The sequence below is a fragment of the Acidisoma sp. L85 genome (assembly GCF_009765865.1).
Taxonomy (GTDB): domain Bacteria; phylum Pseudomonadota; class Alphaproteobacteria; order Acetobacterales; family Acetobacteraceae; genus Acidisoma.
In genome coordinates, this window is the sequence record NZ_LMUQ01000047.1 from 15,830 (window position 1) to 30,340 (window position 14,511).

The window sequence follows — 14,511 nt, forward strand, 5'->3', positions numbered from 1 at the left end:
GTGATGCAGGCGAGCGTGCCCGCGCAGATCAGGCATATGATTGACCGAGCCGTCCGGATCGCCAGCGCGCGGCGCGTTGTCACCTGTTTGATCCTTCCGAATGACCTGCAGTTGATGCCGTATCAGGACCCTCCTATGGCCCATGGCGCGACCCATACGGGGGTTGGCTATGCTTTACCGGCGAAGCTGCCGGATGAGGGCACGCTGCGGGAAGCAGCTTCTATTCTGAACAGCGGCAAGAAGGTCGCCATGCTGGTCGGTGCGGGCGCCTTGGGTGCGACCGACGAAGTCATCGCGGTCGCCGACAAGTTGCAGGCGGGTTGCGCCAAGGCACTTCTCGGCAAGGCGGCTTTGCCGGACGACCTGCCGTGGGTGACGGGCTCCCTCGGCCTGCTCGGCACCAAGCCGTCCTGGGATCTGATGCAAGGCTGCGACACCTTCCTGATGGTCGGCTCGTCTTTCCCCTACAGCGAGTTCTTGCCCAAGCCCGGCAGTGCCCGCGGCGTACAGATCGATATCGACGCCGCCAGTCTTAGTCTCCGCTACCCGATGGAGTTGAGCATGGTCGGTGATAGCGCGACGACGCTGCGCGCGCTGCTGCCGCTGTTGGAGCAAAAGACGGACACGTCCTGGCGCGGGGGGATCGAGAAGGGTCTGCAATCCTGGTGGAAGCAGCTGGAGGAGCGGGCGATGCAAAGCGCCGAACCGCTCAACCCGCAACGCGTCTTCTGGGAGCTGTCGCCCAGGCTGCCCGAGAACGCCATCATCACCGCCGATAGTGGATCCGTAGCCAATTGGTATGCCCGAGACCTGAAGATGCGGCGGGGTATGAAGGCTTCTCTATCCGGTGGTCTTGCCTCGCTGGGTGCCGGCACGCCCTATGCGATGGCCGCGAAGATGGCCTATCCCGAACGCACGGTGATCGCTTGCATGGGAGACGGCGCTATGCAGATGAACGGCCTGAACGTGATGATCACCATCAGTAAATATTGGAGGCAGTGGTCCAACCCCAAACTGATCGTGCTCGTTCTCAACAACCGGGACCTCAATCAGGTCACCTGGGAGGAGCGAGTAACGCTAGGCGCCGGGAAGACTGAAAGCACGCAGAGCATTCCGGATTTTCCGTATCACAAATACGCCGAGTTGCTCGGCCTGAAGGGGATCTTCGTCGATCATCCCGACAAGGTCGGCGCTGCCTGGGATGAAGCCCTGTCGGCTGATCGGCCCGTGATACTGGAGGCTTACACTGATCCCAATGTTCCGCCGCTGCCGCCACATATTACGCTGAAGGATGCGCGCAATTTCATGACGTCTTTGCTTGATGAGCCTGAGCGAGCCAGCGTCATCGTCAATAGCGCTAAGGAGATGCTCGCGAGCGTCCTGCCCGGAAAGGGTTGATCGGTGTGCCCCGATGCGGCGATTGGCCGGGTGACCGCGCGCGCCTACACGGTGCCGACTGACGCCCCGGAGGCCGATGGCACCTTCGCCTGGGACAGGACGACACTTGTCGTTGTCGAGGTCGCGGCCGGTGGCGAGACAGGACTGGGCTACACCTATGCCGATGCCTGCCTTTTGCGCCTCATCGAGAAGACACTTGGCCCCGTTATCGCGGGGGCCAATGCGATGGACATGCGGGCGGCTTGGACGGCCATGCAGCACGCGGTGCGGAATCTTGGACGATCCGGCCTGGCGGCATGCGCTATCTCGGCGATCGATGTCGCGCTCTGGGACCTCAAGGCTAAATTGCTCGGCGTTCCCCTCGCCTCGCTGTTCGGCCAAGAGCGCGCGTCGGTGTCAATTTACGGCAGTGGCGGCTTCACCACTTACGATGACGCGCAGCTACGCGATCAGCTTGCAGGCTGGGTGGAGAGGGATGGCTGCCGGGCCGTCAAGATGAAGATCGGCACGCATACCGATCAGGATCCCCGTCGCGTCGCCATTGCCAAGAAGGCCATTGGAGACGCGGCTCTGTTTGTCGACGCAAACGGGGCTTTCGGAGTGCGGGAAGCTCTCCGCTTCGCGCATGTCTTTGCTGACAGCGCGGGGATCCGTTGGTTTGAGGAACCTGTGTCCTCAGATGATCTTGAGGGCCTACGGCTCGTTAGAGAGGCGGCGCCAGCCGGGGTGGATATTGCCGCCGGCGAATATGTCTACACCCAGGACGATGCCCGGCTTATGCTAGGCAGCGGGGCGGTTGATGTGCAGCAGGCGGATGCCACGCGTTGTGGAGGGATAACGGGCTTCCTCGCCATCGCAGCACAGTGCGAGGCGCACCATATCGATCTCTCCGGGCATTGCGCCCCCGCTCTCCATCTCCATGCGGCCTGCGCCGCACCGGTTTTTCGCCATCTCGAATGGTTCCACGATCATGTGCGGATCGAGCACATGCTGTTCGATGGCGCCCCGGTTCCGAAAGGTGGCGCCATCCGTCCTGACCTCTCGCGCCCTGGCCTCGGCCTGACCTTCAAACATTCTGACGCCGAGAGATACCAAGTATGAATACAACGAGGCCGACAGGCGATGTGGCAACGGCCATCGCTCTGCTGAGCGGGGCAACGCTATTGGGTGGCGTCGCCTTGGCGTTGCGTCCGCCGAAGGCGCCGACCGACCCGCGTGAGACCACGCTGCGCGCCGCGCGCCGCCTCAACCGGGCCGCCGGCGCGCTCGCGGCTTCGGTGCTCGTCGATAGCGCCATCGAGCACTATCGCGGTTCCTTCCACAACAAGGCGATGGTGACACCGCTTGTTACGGCATCCCTGTCCTTACTGGCGAGCCTTCACGGTACTGGCGATCGCCGCTACGGCGCCCATGTGGTGCGGGACATCATCTATGCGGGCGCCGCGTTGACCGGCGTGATCGGGACGGGATTTCATCTCTACAACATCAGCAGAAAGCCCGGCGGGTTCGGATGGCAGAACCTTTTCTACTCGGCACCCCTCGGCGCCCCGGCTGCCATGTCCCTATCCGGGATGCTCGGCTTTCTGTCCGAGCGGCTGCGTGACAACCTCCCCGGATCCAGGCCGACGATCCTCGGCATCCCCGCCGGCCGTGTCATCGGCGTCATGACGAGCCTCGGCCTGCTGGGCACGACGGGTGAGGCGGGGCTGCTCCATTTCCGTGGCGCCTATCACAACCCCGCGATGTACTTGCCCGTTACCATGCCGCCAATAACGGCCCTCCTGCTGGGCGCCAGTGCTATGGGCAGCCTCGGGAAACGGCGCAGACTGACCCGCTGGTGGCTGCGCTTGACGGCGCTTCTAGGCTTCTCGGGCAGCGGCTTTCATGCCGTCGGCGTGGCTCGCGGCATGGGCGGATGGCGGAATTGGAGCCAGAACCTGCTCAATGGGCCGCCAATCCCGGCCCCGCCCAGCTTTACGGGGCTCGCAATGGCCGGCCTTGCGGCGCTCGGGCTGATGGAGGATTACCCCGATGACTAACCTCTATCCAGGCTACGATGTGCTTGCCAAGCGCCGCACGCCGTCTTGGAATGAAAAGACGCGAGCGGTGATCGATCATCGCCTGGCGATTCCGCGTGAGCCGCGTTTCCTGTCACCAGAGCTGTTCGTCATCCTCGAAGCATTTTGCGCGCGCATTCTGCCGCAGCCCTCCGATCGACCGCCAGTGCCGCTTGCGGCGCTCGTCGACACGAAGCTGTTCACGAATCTTCAGGATGGATTCCGCTACAGCCAGATGCCGGACCAGGGCGAGGCGTGGCGGTGTGGTCTGATGGCACTGGATGAGGCCGCACGCGCGCATTACGACCGCGGGTTTACGGCCCTCAGCGGCGAACAGCAGGACGACGTCCTACGCCGCATGGAGCGCGGTGAATTGTCAGGCGGAGCGCTAGGCGACATGCCCGCGGAGATGTTCTTCGAGCATCGTGCTGTGCTCGACATCGTCTCCTCCTACTATGCGCACCCAACGGCCTGGAGCGAGATGGGTTTTGGCGGTCCGGCAAGCCCGCGCGGCTATGTCCGTATGGGCCTCGATCGTCGCGACCCGTGGGAGGCGGCGGAGGCCAAGTCCGATGAGGAGGAGCACGCACGGCGGGAGAACCAAGGTGTCGGCTGATCCCTTCGCGGCGCCGCGCGCAATTGGCGGCCGGGCGCCGGATGTCTTCAAGCCCGGCGCCTGGGTGGAGATGCAGCAGTATGAGGAGGATGAGGCGGTCGATTTTGTCGTCATTGGCACAGGGGCCGGCGGCGGCCCGTTAATCGCCCGCCTGGCGGAGCAGGGTTTTTCGGTCGTCGGCTTTGATGCAGGTCCGTATTTCCGCCCGCTTGAGGACTTTGCGTCTGACGAGATGGAGCAGCAAAAGCTCTATTGGCTTGATCAGCGCATCATCGACGGCGACAACCCGATCCGCATGGGTGGCAAGAACAGCGGCAAAGCCGTCGGCGGCAGCACGGTCCACTTTGCTATGGTCTCGCTACGGTTCCGGCCTGAATGGTTCAAATCCCGCAGCGTGCTCGGCTACGGCGCGGATTGGCCGCTCGATTGGCGCGAGATGTGGGATTACTACCGCCGCGCCGAGAAGGCGCTCAGCATTGCCGGCCCCGTCAGCTATCCATGGGGACCGAAACGGCCGCGCTACCCTTACCGTCCGCACGAACTGAACGGCGCGGCCGAACTGCTGGCGCGCGGCGCCGAAGCTATGGGGTACAAATGGACTGCGACGCCACTCGCCACCGTTTCCGCGCCGCACGGTGATTCGCCGCCCTGCGTCTATCGCGGCTTCTGTCGCTTTGGTTGTTCAACCAATGCGAAGCAAAGCCAATTGGTGACGTTCATACCGCGCGCCATCGCGGCCGGCGCCGAAATCCGCGATTTGGCGATGGTCGGTCGGATCGAAACCGGGCCGGACGCGCGGGCGACCGGCGTGCATTATCATCGCGAAGGTCGCTGGCGATACCAGAAGGCTCGCAATGTTATCGTCGCGGGCTATGCGATTGAGACGCCACGCCTGCTGCTGGCCTCTGCCAATGATCGCTACCCTGAGGGCCTCGCCAACAGCTCCGGTCTTGTCGGCAAGAACCTCATGACCCAGTCTAACCAAGCGGTCTGGGGCGTCATGGATCAGGAGGTCAGGTGGAACAAAGGTCCTCCTTCGCTCAGCATCACCGAGCACTGGAATTATGACGACCGCAAGGACTTTCACGGCGGCTATTGCTGGATGGCGCAGGGGCCGTTGCCGATCGAGTGGGCAACCGTCGTTACCGGGTCGCGGAAGCTCTGGGGGACACCGCTGCGCGAGCAGATGATGCGCTACAATCATCAGGTTGGACTCAAGATGGTAGGCGAGATGTTACCCGACGAGCGCAACCGCGTTACGCTGACTGATGAAGTCGATCAATACGGCCTGCGTATCCCCCGTATCACCTATAGTTGGAGCGATAATGACAAGGCATTGATCCAACATGCACTTGGCCAGATGCAGACGAGCCTAGAGATGGTCGGGGCCGAGGATATCTTCCGGCAGGAAGATGACACCAACCACCTAGCTGGCACCGCCCGCATGGGCACCGATCCGCGCAGCAGTGTCGTCAACTCGGATTGCCGAAGCTGGGATATTCCTAATCTCTGGATTTGTGACGGCTCGGTCTTCCCGACGACCGGCGGCGTCAATCCGTCTCTGACGATCACGGCCATCGCACTGCGCGTGGCCGACCGAATCAAGGCACTCGCCGCGCGGGGCGAGCTGTAGGGCGCTCGTGCGGTGGTAATGGCCTGTATCGAAGCGACGAAACGCCGACACTCGAGCAGGGCGCTGGATGCCGAGAATAGCTATTGTGACGGTAGCCGCCGGTGTTGGCCGCGCAACGGTTGGGGCGTGTTCAGCAGAGGTTATGACGTGATGCTTCCTAATACGGGAACAGTGCTGTCTCGGCAACGCAATTACCGAGATCAGAACATCTGGCGTGCAAAACGGCCGTCTTCTCGAGGGATGTCTCCGATGCCCCTGCAGTTGACAGCGCCGCCGAGGCTATCAAAGGCGAGCTTGTGCCCATCGATGTCCGGGTCATTGTATGTTCCCAAAGTCGAGGGCGCCATAGGAGATTTGAATCTCAACCGAAGTCCGGGGAATCGTCCGGATTAGTGCTCGTCAATCGGTGACCGCAATCGACATGACGCAAGGTTAAATGAAATGAATCGGACTCACACCATTCGATCCACCCCACTATGTCACTCGCTGTCTAATACGTCATGTCCAAGACCAGCACAGGCCTGATAACGCGCGCCGTGGGCAGTCCTATTCGTCGGCTGCGCAAGGGCGTGACAATGGGCCTAACGGTAATGGCGGCCGGTCTGCTTTCAGGCTGCTCGGTGCTTAGCCGCGGATTTCTGGGAGCGGCCGGCCCGGTCGCTGCGGCTGAGCGGCACGAATTCTACCTCGTTGGCGCCGTTATGCTGCTGGTGATCGGGCCAGTGCTACTACTGACACCACTCATTGCCTGGCACTATCGGCTGGCCAACACAAAAAGCGCCTTCCGTCCGCAATGGGGTTTCTCCTGGATCTTGGAAGGGCTGATCTGGATCCCGCCCACCATTATCGTCATTGTACTTGCGGTCTTCCTGGTGGATGACACAGTGCGGCTGGATCCGTATCGGCCCCTTTCGCCTGGCCTGTCACCGCTGCAGGTGCAAGCCGTTTCGCTGGATTGGAAGTGGCTGTTCATCTATCCGGACCAGCACATCGCCTCCGTCAATCAGCTGATCCTACCTGCCGGACGGCCTGTGCATGTCAGTCTGACCAGCGGGACCGTAATGCAGTCGCTTCTGATGCCGCAACTCGCCGGACAGATCCTCGCCATGGCCGGAATGACCACGCAGCTGAACTTCGCGATTTCGCAGCCCGGAACGTATTGGGGAGAAAATGCCCAGTATAACGGCGCGGGTTTCGATAAGCAGAAGTTTCAGGTCCTGGGCGTAAATCCGGTTGATTTCAACCGCTGGGTTGCATCGTCTCGACAGACACCTCGCCTGCTCGATGACGCGGCCTATCGTACCCTGTCGCGCGAATCCGTGCTGTCGCAGCCCGTGACCTTCGGTAGCGTTGAGCCCGGCCTCTTCGCCAAAATTGTTCATCAGGCCATCCGGCCCGGCTATCTGCGCCAGCACGAGGACGCCAACTCTCATGGGTGACCGATGACCTTCTGGCATATCCTGCTCGGACGGTTGACCTGGGACTCCCTCGTGTTCGTCGAGGCCTGGCGGAATCCGACGATCAGCGAAATCATCGGCGGTCTCGCGGGCGGCGTCGCGGTGCTGGGTGCAGCGCTTCTGTTTGGATTGATCACGATCCTCGGCAGATGGCGATACCTCTGGACCGTGTGGCTGACGAGCCTCGATCACAAGAAGATCGGGATCATGTACATGGTCTTCGCCGTGATCATGCTGTGCCGAGCGCTCATCGAGGCAGTCCTCATGCGTACGCAACAGGCAATCGCTATCAATAATCCCGGTCTGGTCGCGCCCGATCATTTCGCGCAGCTTTTTTCAACCCACGGGACGATCATGGTCTTCTTCGTGGGCATGCCGCTTCTTACCGGGCTCATGAACTTTGTGATGCCCCTGCAGATTGGCTCTCGCGATGTGGCCTTCCCGTATATGAACTCGATCAGCTTGTGGCTGACGGTCGGTGGCGGCATCATGATGATGGCTTCACTCGTTGTAGGAAAATTCTCAACCGGCGGCTGGAGCGGCTATCCGCCCTACACGGAACTCGCCTTCAACGGCGGCGTTGGACCCGACTACTGGATCTGGGCGGTTTCGCTCAGCTCGCTCGGCGCGATGATGACGGGCATCAACTTTGCGGTGACGGTCTATAAGTTCCGGTCGCCCGGCATGAGGTGGATGCGCTTGCCGCTCTTTACATGGACCACTCTCTGCACCGCCATCCTGATGATCTTCGCGATGCCTCCGCTAACAGTCGCGACCTTGCTCCTGGCCGCAGATCGATACCTCGGGATGCACTTCTTCACGAATGATCTCGGCGGCAACGTGATGAACTTCGTCAACCTCTTTTGGCTTTTTGGCCATCCGGAGGTCTATATCCTCATCTTGCCGGCCTTCGGCGTCTACTCCGAGGTAGTTTCTGCCTTCTCGTCGAAGGAACTCTATGGCTATACCTCGCTGGTAATCGCCACTATGGTGATCGCGATCCTATCCTTTACGGTCTGGCTTCACCATTTTTTTACGATGGGGCAAAGCGCCGGCGTCAACTCGTTTTTCGGCATCGCGACGATGCTGATCGGTATCCCTACCGGCGTGAAGATCTACGACTGGATCTGGACAATGTTCTGGGGAGAGGTGCGGTTCAGCACCTCAATGCTCTTCTCCATCGCCTTCATGATCACCTTCGTAATCGGCGGCATGACCGGGATCATTCTGGCAACTCCGCCTCTCGACTACTTGGTGCACAACACGCTCTTTCTCGTCGCCCATTTCCACAACATGCTGATCCCGGGCACGCTCTACGGCGTGATCGCCGGTTATTACTATTGGTTCCCGAAGGCCTTTGGCTTCCGCCTCTCGGAGAAATGGGGGCGCATCGCTTTCGTCTGCTGGGTGCCCGGCTTCTATCTTGCCTTCATGCCGCTCTATGTAATGGGCGCGTCGGGAGTGGCGCGGCGCACGCAGGAGCTTTTTGATCCGGCACTTCGGCCCTGGGTTATCGCAGCCGAGATCGGTGCTTTGCTGCTCCTTGCGGGGCTCGCCAGCCTCTTCATCCAGCTCTATGTCAGCATTAGACAGCGTCACACTACGCGTGTGCCCGTCGGCGACCCTTGGGATGCCCGTGGACTGGAATGGTCAATGTCTGCGCCGCCGCCCGAATATAATTTCGCGGTGATCCCTCAGGTCAGCCGACGAGACCCGTTCCATTGGCAGAAGATCAACAATGGCGCCTATAAGCCCGCCGACCACTACCGGGATATTGAAGTGCCTAAGAACAGCATGTGCGGCGTTTTGATCGGGCTTGGCATGACCGCCTGCTTCACAGGCCTCGTGTGGCATATGTGGTGGCTCGCCGTCTGCGGCTTTACCTTTTCACTCGGCACCGCCATCGCACGCAGCTTTATGCGCGATGTGCGGCGGACGATCCCGGCGGCCGAGGTGGAAGCACAACACCGGCGGTGGTTGGAAACCACCGCCGCAGCTCTACCGATCCCTCGGCACCTGGAAATGACGCCGGAGAATGAGGGATTAGCCAAATGGCAAGGTTGACGACCGAGCCGGAGCTACGCCATGCCGGTCTCAACCTCGCCGACGACCCGCGCGAGGTCCGCGAACAGGTAGAGAGCGACGTCTTCGGGTTTTGGGTCTTTCTGATGAGCGACGCAGTGATGTTCGCGTTGCTTTTCGCCGTTTACGGCACGATGCGCCATGCCACCGCCGGCGGACCAGGGCCAGAACAGGAGTTCAAGTTCCATTCCGCCTTCTGGGAGACGGCGCTCCTTCTCACCAGCAGCTTCGCCTATGGCATGGTATCGCTTTCTATGAAGCATGCGCGCGGACAACTTTGGCTCGCTTTGTGGCTCGGCATCACCTTCTGTTTGGGCGCCGGCTTCTTGAAGATGGAGATCCATGACTTTTTAACGATGTTCCATGACGGTGCAACGCCCGAAAGAAGCGGCTACCTCTCTTCCTTCTTCGTGCTCGTCGGTATGCACGGCTTTCATGTCTTGAGCGGCCTCACCTGGATCCTGCTGATGGGCGTGCAGCTCGCCGTCTTCGGTCCGGACGACCGTGTCAAGGTCAACCTCATCCGTCTCGGATTGTTCTGGCATTTTCTCGACCTGATCTGGGTCGTGATTTTTTCGGTCGTCTATCTGGAAGGTCTCAGTCTATGAGGAGCTCCTCATCCTTGCGCCGAGACTTCATAACCTATTGCTTCGGCTATCTAGCCGCGCTTTCTTTGACCGGGATCGCCTTCGCCTGTGTCTTCTATCGGCTCCTACCGCCGGTCCAGACCTTTGCACTCGTACTCGTGCTGGCGCTCATTCAGGTAATCGTACACATGCGATGTTTCCTGCATATATCGCTCAAGCGGTCGGCGCGGGCTGACCTGCAGCTGATACTCTTCTCAGCCATGATCATTCTGCTGATGGTCGGGGGCACGCTCGTGGTGCTCTTTAATCTGAGCGCACGCATGATGTAGGCCCGCGATGCTCCGCTGCGGCCAAACGAAAGCTAACGCCTCATGACAAGACGAATTGACGACTACGCCATGATCGGTGACGGCCAAACCGTGGCGCTGGTCGGACGGAACGGATCAATAGACTGGCTTTGCTGGCCGCGCTTTGACAGCGATGCCTGCTTTGCCGCCCTACTCGGCGAAGACGAGAACGGTTGCTGGGCCCTTGCGCCCGAAGGCCGTGAGATCAAACGCTCCCGTGCCTATTGCGGCAACACACTGGTGCTGGAAACGGAGTTCACAACTGAAGCCGGAGCCGTGCGTGTGGTCGACTTTATGCCTATCCGCCACGGGGAAAGCTCCACCATCGTCCGAATTGTCAGTGGCCTGGACGGCGTTGTCGATTTGCGTTCTGATATCCGGCTACGCTTCGACTACGGCAGCGTTGCGCCGTGGTTCCAGAAAGCAGAGGGCGCGATCATCGGAACGGTTGGACCGGACCTCATCGTGATCCGCAGCGACGTTCCGCTTGAGCGAGATGCGGAGACCATCAGTTCCCGCTTTGCGATACGCGCTGGACAGAGAGTGACCTTCACATTGCAGCATACGGCATCCACCGCTGCAGCGCCTGCGCAAGTTGATTCGGACAGGTTACTTGGCGAGACGAAGACTTGGTGGCTCGACTGGATCGGCAAGTTCAGCCGGCAGACGGAGTGGCCGGACTTCGTCAAGCGGTCTCTCATCACTCTCAAGGCGCTGACCTATTTTCCGACCGGTGGCGTGATTGCGGCGCCGACCACGAGCCTTCCCGAAAAGCCCGGCGGTAGTATGAATTGGGATTATCGCTATTGCTGGATACGAGATTCCACCTTCACGATGACGGCCTTTCTCAATGCCGGTTTGAAGGATGAAGCGTCGGCATGGTTGCGTTGGCTCCTTCGAGCCATCGGAAACAGTCCCGACAGCATCCGCATAGCCTACCGCGTGGATGGCGGGCGGCGGCTGGAGGAATGGACGGCGGGATGGCTAAGAGGCTTCGGCGGCGCGCGGCCGGTGCGGATTGGAAACAGTGCGGCGGGCCAGCGACAACTCGATATCTTCGGGGAGGTGCTGGATTCAGCCCATCTCGCGGAACGCGCCGCGCTCGACCGCAGTGACTGGGAGTTTGGGATCGAACACCGTCTCGTGCAACATGTTTCCGAAATCTGGCGGCAGCCTGACCAGGGCATGTGGGAATCCCGAGGCTCGCCCAAGCAGTATGTCTACTCCAAGGTCATGGCTTGGGTCGCGGTCGACCGCTTTCTCAAGATGGGACGCGCGAAAGCCGAGCTTCCGCCGGCCACCTTCGAGAGATTCCATAAGCTGCGGGATGAGATGCACACCGAGATCTGCCAAAAGGGCTTCAACGAGAAATATAACACCTTCGGTGCGCAGTACTATTCTCATCAGCTCGATGCGAGCCTTCTCCTGCTTCCGCTCGTCGGCTTTCTGCCGATAGATGATTCGCGCATCGCGGGGACGATAGCCGCGATCGAATCTCAACTCATGGAGAGCGGACTGGTCCGTCGGCATAGGGCTCCTGCATTCGGAACTGAAGAAGGCGCCTTCATCGCCTGCTCTTGCTGGCTGGCGGACTGCATGGCTCTGCAGGGCCGACGCGATGAGGCTCGCGATCTTCTAGCGCGCGTCATCGCACTCGCCAATGACGTGGGTCTGCTGTCTGAGGAATATCATGTGCCCCAGAAACGCCTCGTCGGGAACGTACCGCAGGCGCTCTGCCATCTTGCAGTTGTCAACAGTGTCCTCGGTCTATCCGGTCCGGTATTGCAGCGGGGCGGCGGATAGAACTACCTGTCCGAGTATCGAGGATTGTTGGGAGCATCGGTGTTCTCGGCAGGCCCCCGGGCGCGCTCAATGTAGGCTTCTTGGACCACCACGAGCGCCACGGCTGCGATGGGCGTCGCCAACGCGACACCCGCGAGCCCATAGAATGAGCCCACGATAGACATTGATAGGAGAGTTACGGCCGGGGGCAGGTCGACGGTTCGGCGCTGCACGAGAGGCGCCAGAAGGTAGCCCTCGACGAGATGACAGAGCAAAAATAGGCAAACGGTCCAGATTGCCGTCTGCGTATTAACCGTGAGGGCCATCAGAATGGCCGGCACTGACCCAATCCAAGCACCGAAATAGGGCACGAAAGTAAAAAGTCCCGCCAAAGTGCCGAGTGTATATGGCAACGGCACATGCAGGATCAGCAGACCCACGGTCGAAATCGTCGCGACAGCCAGCATGTCAATCGCTTGTCCGAGCATCCACCACTGCAGAGCGTGCCCGCAGTCTCGCATTATGCGGGAGACCTGAGCGCGCGTTTCCGGTGGAAACATCAGCACGACCCCGTGTAAATATCTGCGAGGTGCCGCGGCGATGTAGGTTGCTGCCAGCACCACCACAACAAGCGTGCTGATCAGGCCAAAGCTGATCCCAAGCACAGAGACTGCGGGCCCCTCCAGACCCTTAGCCCCAGTGCGCAGATGCGATATCAGGTACTGGCCCCATGAAGTTGAACCGTAACGTGCCTCCAGGCTGGCCACGGCCGGGCTTAGCTTTTCATAAAGGTCCTGCAGCTCGGCGATAAAATGCGGGCCGCGATAGTAAACACTGATTCCACTCAACAGCACTAACCCGAGGGTCACGATGGCAACCGCAAGGCTTATCGGAAGCCGCGGTATCTTGGCCAATAACTCCCCAAGTCCGCGCAGGAGCAAGCTCAGCATTGCGACGACAAACAGCTCAAGCACCAGGTCATTCAGCAGCCAAAGTATTAGTCCAACGCTCGCGACTATTGCCAAGACCCGCAAGGTGCGGGCAATCATTGCGAGCGATTGTTCAGCGGGCAAGTCGGCGCCGGTTCTCCGGCGGAAGATGCTCATTCCCGGCAAACCGGATGACCGTCAAGGGCCAGCGGCGGTTTCGACGTCCGGATTGCGTTATCCATGTTCGGATGCCCTGACCCGTGGCCGATTGCGTGCGTATCTTGCCAAGATCATTCAGAACGCACAACGGGACGCGACCAAAAAGCGACTGGCTGAGCCGAAGGCAGGCAGGGTGAGAATAACGGAGCAAACCAATCACCTTCGACATCCTGGCTTGCCGGATAGCTAATGGAGGTCTGTGATTATTCGCGTGTGACTCGCACAAACGTGTGAGCACCGTCGTTCAGTTCGGCTAAAAGCGCTACATGTGATGGTTTCAAGCCGGGAGGTGCTTCTATTGACGGCCGAACGGATTTGCTTTGAAGACGACGATCAGCTCTTGTTCTGGCTCAAGGGCAGTATTGCTCTAGTGCTGCGCGGCCGAATAAGTCGAGATCTAGGGATGCGACAGCTTGCTGTCTTGCTGATATGCCACACCTCTAGTCGCCGAGAGACGATGACGACGCTTAGCGAGAAGTTGGGTCTTCGTGCGCAAGCAGCCCATTACTCGATCAACCGACTGACGGGGGCAGCTCTAGTGCGACGTCTGCCACATCCATCTGACAAACGCGCATCTTTGATCCAGGTAACCCAAAACGGCAGAGCGCTTTGCCGGCGCCTGAGGCAAACGATCTAACTCTCCGGATTTAATGAAAGATGCAACTGACATTCCGGAAATTGAAGTGGTTGGACCGACATTAATAGTCGCTCGCACTAGCTATGGAATTGATGCCGTAGCGCTGACAAGGGGCGTTTTTGGTTATCCTCTCGACGATGAGTTGCGCCACCCTTGCAGCAGACGATGAGCCAGTATTCGGAAAAGGGCCTCTCTTTTGCGGACGGGGCAGTGCTTACTTTAGTGGGAGCCTTGGGCATTGGTGCGCCGCCTTGCCTGAGGTCAGGCGCGGGCGGTGGCGTCACCGCCGTCCGCGCCGCATTATCTGCGTTGCCCGGATCGCCCCAAGGCTTCATGTGATGCGCCTTACTAAAAGAGGAACCCAGGTTAAGGGATATCAGTGGGCAGAGAAGAGATGTTGCGTGTCCGCGGCTTCACTGTGCGGGTTGAGAAGGGACGGGGAGGCCTTCACCGGCCCAGCTTCGCTCTGGGATGGCATGCTTACCGTCTGGACCAAGAAAGGCAGCAAAACGAGCCCAGTCGGAATCCGGTCTGCAGCGGTTGTTGGAAAAATGCTGCTCGAAAGCAATTGTTGATTAGATCAAGTTGGTGCGTTCCAATGTTTGACAAGCTACTGCTTGCGGCCTCTGGTGCAGCGCCCTAGACGAACCGCCTATGGGCACCTCCGGCGAGGCTGCACGGCGGCAACCCAGTCGGCGTTGGCAGCCCTCGCCTCGAGCCGAAATCGAGCCGTGCTCGAAGCGACCAATAAACTATATCACGCCGCT

General features: G+C 60.2%; 12 protein-coding genes. 11 read left to right on the forward strand and 1 reads right to left on the reverse strand.

Annotated features, from left to right (window positions below):
* The 10 genes from GSQ83_RS13250 to GSQ83_RS13295 form a co-directional block, all read left to right on the forward strand.
* On the forward strand, positions 1–1,398 hold a 1,398-nt coding region (locus GSQ83_RS13250), incomplete at its 5' end, for a thiamine pyrophosphate-requiring protein (RefSeq protein ID WP_158803362.1).
* Between the two features lie 30 nt (positions 1,399–1,428).
* Positions 1,429–2,499, forward strand: a complete 1,071-nt coding sequence (locus GSQ83_RS13255; protein WP_254065665.1) for an enolase C-terminal domain-like protein — start codon at positions 1,429–1,431, stop codon at positions 2,497–2,499.
* Entirely contained in the window at positions 2,496–3,437 is a 942-nt protein-coding gene (locus GSQ83_RS13260) for a hypothetical protein (RefSeq protein ID WP_158803364.1), read from the forward strand. The genes GSQ83_RS13255 and GSQ83_RS13260 overlap by 4 nt, the downstream gene beginning before the upstream one ends.
* Complete coding sequence (locus GSQ83_RS13265; RefSeq protein ID WP_158803365.1) at positions 3,430–4,071, forward strand: gluconate 2-dehydrogenase subunit 3 family protein; 642 nt, start codon at positions 3,430–3,432, stop codon at positions 4,069–4,071. The genes GSQ83_RS13260 and GSQ83_RS13265 overlap by 8 nt, the downstream gene beginning before the upstream one ends.
* Positions 4,061–5,704 (forward strand): GMC family oxidoreductase, encoded by a 1,644-nt coding sequence (locus GSQ83_RS13270; RefSeq protein ID WP_254065666.1) that lies wholly within the window; start codon positions 4,061–4,063, stop codon positions 5,702–5,704. Before GSQ83_RS13265 ends, GSQ83_RS13270 begins: the two co-directional genes overlap by 11 nt.
* 575 nt (positions 5,705–6,279) lie before the next feature.
* Positions 6,280–7,143 (forward strand): COX aromatic rich motif-containing protein, encoded by an 864-nt coding sequence (locus GSQ83_RS13275; RefSeq protein WP_158803366.1) that lies wholly within the window; start codon positions 6,280–6,282, stop codon positions 7,141–7,143.
* A 3-nt stretch (positions 7,144–7,146) separates the two neighbouring features.
* Positions 7,147–9,225, forward strand: a complete 2,079-nt coding sequence (locus GSQ83_RS13280; protein ID WP_158803367.1) for a cbb3-type cytochrome c oxidase subunit I — start codon at positions 7,147–7,149, stop codon at positions 9,223–9,225.
* Positions 9,213–9,851, forward strand: coding sequence for a cytochrome o ubiquinol oxidase subunit III (locus GSQ83_RS13285; RefSeq protein ID WP_158803368.1), 639 nt, complete (start codon positions 9,213–9,215; stop codon positions 9,849–9,851). Before GSQ83_RS13280 ends, GSQ83_RS13285 begins: the two co-directional genes overlap by 13 nt.
* Positions 9,848–10,159 carry a cytochrome o ubiquinol/quinol oxidase subunit IV gene (locus tag GSQ83_RS13290; RefSeq protein WP_158803369.1) on the forward strand — a complete coding sequence of 104 codons (312 nt, stop codon included), beginning with the start codon at positions 9,848–9,850 and terminating at the stop codon, positions 10,157–10,159. The genes GSQ83_RS13285 and GSQ83_RS13290 overlap by 4 nt, the downstream gene beginning before the upstream one ends.
* Positions 10,160–10,201: 42 nt before the next feature.
* Positions 10,202–11,980 carry a glycoside hydrolase family 15 protein gene (locus GSQ83_RS13295; RefSeq protein ID WP_158803370.1) on the forward strand — a complete coding sequence of 593 codons (1,779 nt, stop codon included), beginning with the start codon at positions 10,202–10,204 and terminating at the stop codon, positions 11,978–11,980.
* Positions 11,981–11,982: 2 nt separating this feature from the next.
* Here GSQ83_RS13295 and GSQ83_RS13300 read toward each other — a convergent pair whose 3' ends face one another.
* Entirely contained in the window at positions 11,983–13,008 is a 1,026-nt protein-coding gene (locus tag GSQ83_RS13300; RefSeq protein WP_158803371.1) for an AI-2E family transporter, read from the reverse strand.
* Between the two features lie 502 nt (positions 13,009–13,510).
* Between GSQ83_RS13300 and GSQ83_RS31255 the strand changes: the two genes are divergently transcribed.
* Positions 13,511–13,744 carry a MarR family transcriptional regulator gene (locus GSQ83_RS31255; RefSeq protein WP_371418014.1) on the forward strand — a complete coding sequence of 78 codons (234 nt, stop codon included), beginning with the start codon at positions 13,511–13,513 and terminating at the stop codon, positions 13,742–13,744.
* Positions 13,745–14,511: the final 767 nt, after the last annotated feature.